4 protein-coding genes are annotated in these 4,547 nt (G+C 73.6%); 1 reads left to right on the top strand and 3 read right to left on the bottom strand.

Translation table 11 applies throughout. From position 1 onward, the window contains the following. Nucleotides 1-125: 125 nt before the first annotated feature. From C1A33_RS20695 to C1A33_RS20685, 3 genes are all read right to left on the bottom strand, one after another. A complete protein-coding gene (locus C1A33_RS20695) occupies nt 126-1,364 on the bottom strand; it encodes a CaiB/BaiF CoA transferase family protein (protein WP_101833080.1) in 1,239 nt (412 codons plus the stop codon). A gap of 255 nt (nt 1,365-1,619) precedes the next feature. After that, nucleotides 1,620-2,642 carry an ABC transporter substrate-binding protein gene (locus tag C1A33_RS20690; protein WP_165818500.1) on the bottom strand — a complete coding sequence of 341 codons (1,023 nt, stop codon included), beginning with the start codon at nt 2,640-2,642 and terminating at the stop codon, nt 1,620-1,622. Then, on the bottom strand, nt 2,639-3,166 hold the full coding sequence (locus tag C1A33_RS20685; protein WP_101833078.1) for an ATP-binding cassette domain-containing protein: 528 nt from the start codon (nt 3,164-3,166) through the stop codon (nt 2,639-2,641). Before C1A33_RS20685 ends, C1A33_RS20690 begins: the two co-directional genes overlap by 4 nt. Before the next feature lie 482 nt (nt 3,167-3,648). On the opposite strand from C1A33_RS20685, the gene C1A33_RS20680 reads away from it, so the two are divergent. Next, nucleotides 3,649-4,547 (top strand): serine/threonine-protein kinase (locus tag C1A33_RS20680; RefSeq protein WP_133150757.1); only part of this gene is annotated, 899 nt, incomplete at its 3' end.

The raw sequence follows: 4,547 nt of genomic DNA, 5'->3' as shown, positions 1-4,547 counted from the left end.
GCCTTCGGGGGCCCCAGGGTCGACGGGACGGGGGCGGGACGCGTCAGCGGGATCAGCGGGCATGTCCCTGTGCATCACCGCGCGGCCCCGGGTCCCAAACCGGCCAGGGCCCGCGCGGCGGCGGCCTACCCGGCCGTACCACCACCGGCGTCGAAGGCCGGCGCGGAGGAGGCGGCGGCCTCGCCGCGGATCTGCGTGCCGTGTTCGTCGAGCCGCGGCGGATACGAGCGGACGGTCACCGGCGTCCGCGACAGTTGCAGGGGGGCGACGACCACCGGCACCTCGCCCGCGGTCGGATGCGCCACGTCGGCGAGGTAGCCGTTGGCCCGCCACTCCTCGGACGCCAGCGCCTCGCCGAGCGTCTCGACGCGGCACGTCGGCACGCCCGCCGCCCGGATCACGCCCACCCAGTGGTCGGCGTCGCGGGTCGAGAACACCGCCTGCAGCGTGGCCTCGACCTCGCCACGGTGGCGGGCCCGGCCCTCGTTGCTGGCGAAACGCGGGTCGAGCCGGTCCGGGTCCAGCCCGATGGCCACGCACAGCCGCGACCACAGCGAGTCGTTCGCGGCGGCGACGATGAAGTACGCCTCGTCGCGTCCCTGGAAGGCCTGGTAGGGGGCGATGGTGCTGTGCGCGCTGCCGCAGCGGCGAAACGGCGTGCCGAACGCGGCGCTGACCGTGTAGGGGGCCAGCAGCGACAGCGCCGACCCGACGAGCGACACCGTCAGGTGCTGGCCCTCGCCGGTGCGCTCGGCGTGGCGCAGCGCGGCGAGGATCCCCAGCGCCGCGTAGATGCCGGTGGCGAGGTCGGCGACCGGCGCCCCGGAGCGCGCCGGGGGGCCGTCGGCCTCGCCCGTGATGTCCATCAGCCCGCCGACCGCCTGCGCGAGCAGGTCGTAGCCGGGCAGCGCCGCCGACGGGCCGACCCGGCCGTACCCCTTGACCGAGCAGTAGACGAGCGCGGGATGGCGGGCGTGGACCGCGTCGAAGCCGAGCCCGAGTTTGTCCGCCCGCCCCGGGCGGAAGGACTCGACGAACACGTCGGCGCGGGCGAGCAGCCCGTCGAGGACACCCCTGTCGTCCGGGTCGGCCAGGTCCAGCGCGATGGACCGCTTGTTCTTGTTGATGCCGAGGTAGTAGCCGCTCTCGCCGCCGCGGTAGTTGACGTCGAGGCGGCGCGAGTCGTCGCCGCGGCCGGGCCGCTCGACCTTGATGACGTCGGCGCCGAGGTCGGCGAGCAGCATCGTCCCGAACGGTCCGGCGGCCACGCCGGAGGTGTCGACGATCCGCACACCCGACAGCGCCCCGGACGGCAGCGGCCCGGACGGCAGCGGCCCGGACGCGAACGCGGGCAGGTCGGTCATCTGGGCTCCTCGGGGCGTGGGAGGTGGCGGCCGGCGGGCCGCCCGGCGTCAGCGCCGTCGCCGGGACCCTGCCCACACTGCCGGTTTCCGCCGCCGGCCGCGACGGATTCGCCGCGACCGACGTGGAAGGCGTGTTCGGTCGCGATCCAGGAGTGGTTCCGCCGCTGGCGTCGCCCCGCCTTCCCACCGAGGGGAAGCGTGTGCGGGGCGAGCGGCACCGTGTCGCGCCTGATAACGATGACGGCGCCCGGCAGGTCAGCCCGACGGTGGCGCGGGCGCCTGGTAGGGGCGCTGGGTCACCCGTCCGGCGGCGTCGACCGTGTAGATCGGGCCGGTGCCGAACAGGTTGTGCCCGTCGTTGACGGCGATCCGCATCCCGGTCAGGCCGGAGTAGTCCGTCGCGCTGTACCGCGGCGGGCTCAGCCAGGGGCCGACAAAGGAGTTCGCCTTCGCCGTCAGGGTGGAGATCAGGTTCTCCCGGGTCGGATGCGGGCCGGCGGCGTCGAGCAGGTCGACCATCATCACCGCCTGGGCCATGGCCTGCTCGGTGACGGTGGTCAGCGCCACGCCGTGGCCGTACTTCGCGAGGATCGAGGTGAAGAAGGCGTTCCACGGGCTGGTGGTCTCGCCGGCGGCGGGCATGAACGTCTCCGTCACCACCCCGCGCAGGTGGGCGGCGGCGCCGCCGGGGGCCTTCGCCAGCAGCGGGGTGAGGCCGCTGGGGCTGGAGCCGCCGGTGGAGACGACCCAGGTGGGGTGGTAGCCGATCTGGTCGGCGGCGAGCAGCGCCGCGGCCGTCCCCGCCGCGATGCTGGTCAGCATCACCACCGAGGCGCCGGCCGCCTTGAGGGCGGCGACCTGGTTGCCGAGCCCCGAGGGCAGCGACGACACGCTGTAGGTCTGCCGGGAGACGACGCGCGCCCTGTCGAGCACCTGGTCCGCGCCCTGCACGCCGCCCATCCCGTAGCTGTCGGCCTGGCTGAGGTACCCGACCTTGGCGGTGGGATAGGTCTGCTTCACGTAGGTGGCGAGCGCCTCGCCCTCGGCCCGCAACGGCGGCAGCCAGCCGACGGACCACGGGTTCTTCGCCGGCTCGTAGAAGCAGGTGCAGCCGGAGGTGACGAACAGCTGCGGCACCTTGCGGCTGTTCAGGAACGGCTGCACCGCCTGCGACGTCGCCGTCCCCACCGAGGCGAACACGGCCAGCACGTTGTCGCGCAGCACGAGCTGACGGGTCAGGGTCGCGGTGTTCGTCGGGTTGTACTGGTCGTCCTTCACCAGTAACCGGATCCTGCGCCCGGGACGCCGTAGGGCAGCGCGCCGCAGGGGGTGTCCGCATACGATCCGACGCCCCAGTCGTCGAGCAGGGTGCGCGCGTGGCGGAGGCGGTCGGCGCGGCCTCGCGCGGCCCCGGGCAGGCCCAGGATCGCACTCGGCCAGCCCACCTGGCGGGTGCCTGTGCCGCCGATCGCGACGTTCTGCGCGGGGGTGAGTTCCGGCCACAGGCCGAGGCCCTGCTGGGTGCGGACGATGCCCAGGTCACGAAGATGGTGCGGTCGGACGCCGAGCACGTCATGGCCATTCCAGCGGACGGATCCCGACGAGACGCGAACGAAGTTGCAGATCGCGTTGAAGACCGTGGTCTTGCCGGCGCCGTTCGGGCCGATGAGACCGGCGACCTCCCCCGGCCCGACCGAGAACGTGGCGTTGCTTACCGCACGGAGCGAGCCGAACGCCACGGACACGCCGTACACGTGTAACCCAGCTTCGTCTCCCCGGCCGGACGGCGCATCCCCTGGCATCCCCGGTTCCTCTCTCCCTGTCACCGCCGCCGGCACCGGTTCACCTGCGGAAATGGCGCCGAAGCGGCCGCAGAGGCGGTGAGCGAGGAGATTACCCGGCGAAAAGATGACGGGTAAAGTAGTTCGATGGAGCTAAACTTGATGGCCTTTCGCCAGCCATCCCGGAGGCTCTGGCGCGACGACCCCTTATTCCGCTCCGGCCGGCTCGGTCACCTTTCCACCATTCCTTTTCCGAGTCACCCGGCCCGTCCATCCGTCGTCGTGACTGGTTCACGGCGGGCGTCGACCTGCTCACCCACCGGATCTCCACCGCAGCCACACGACCACCCAAAGTGGCCATTCCTGGCCTTCTTGTACTAGTGTGCGCGGAGGCACACCAGCTTCGCGCCGCTCATCCCACCGCGGCCCGCCGCCGGCAGGACGGAGCGCATCCATGACGGTCGCGACCCGTCCCCACCTCCCCACGCCCGAACCGAGGCGTCATGCTGGATCTTGAAGCGTCGGACCCCGCCGCCGTCGGCCCCTACGCCCTGCGGGCTCGCCTCGGCGAGGGTGGGATGGGCCGGGTGTATCTGGCGTACTCGCCGTCCGGGCGGCTGCTCGCCGTCAAGCTGATCCGCGCGGAGCTGGCCGGCGACGCCACCTTCCGGGACCGGTTCCGCCGGGAGGTCGCCGCCGCGCGCCTGGTCAGCGGGGCGTTCACCGCGCCCGTCGTGGACGCCGACCCCAACGCCCCCGTCCCCTGGCTGGCCACCCAGTACGTCGCCGGGCCGTCCCTGCACGAGGCGGTCGCCCAGGCCGGCCCGTTCGCCGAGCCGGTGCTGCGCCGCCTCGCCGCCGGGATCCTGGAGGCGATCATCGCCGTGCACCGGGTCGGCATCGTGCACCGCGACCTCAAGCCCAGCAACGTCCTGCTCGCCGCCGACGGCCCGCGCCTGATCGACTTCGGCATCGCCCGCGCCACCGACCACACCGAACTCACCCGCTCCGGCGACATCGTCGGCACCGCCGCGTACATGTCCCCCGAGCAGGCCGGCGGCCTGGAGGCCGGCCCCGCCGCGGACGTGTTCGCCGCCGCCGCCGTCCTGGTCTTCGCCGCGACGGGACGCGGCCCGTTCGGCCGGGGCGCTCCCGCCGCCGTGCTCTTCCGCGTCGTGCACGGCGAACCCGACCTGACCGGCGTCCCGCCGTCGTTGCACGACACGCTGCGTTCCTGCCTGGCGAAGGACCCGGCCAACCGTCCCGGCCCCGAGGCACTGCTCGGCTGGTTCGCCGACGGCGTCCAGGTCGCCGGCCCCACCTGGCCGTCCGCCGTCACCCGCCTGCTCGACCAGCGCGCCGCCGAACTCGCCACCCCCGCCTCGCCACGCTCCGCCACCCC

Origin of the sequence: Frankia canadensis (assembly GCF_900197875.1) — a bacterium.
Taxonomy (GTDB): Bacteria; Actinomycetota; Actinomycetes; order Frankiales; family Frankiaceae; genus Frankia; species Frankia canadensis.
The sequence above is the reverse complement of the archived record's forward strand: the minus strand, read 5'-3'. Positions and strand labels throughout refer to the sequence as shown.

Coding starts and splice junctions, on each gene's coding strand:
- C1A33_RS20685 (WP_101833078.1), bottom strand. CDS start 3,166: ATGCCAGGGGATGCGCCGTCCGGCCGGGGAGACGAAGCTGGGTTACAC.
- C1A33_RS20695 (WP_101833080.1), bottom strand. CDS start 1,364: ATGACCGACCTGCCCGCGTTCGCGTCCGGGCCGCTGCCGTCCGGGCCG.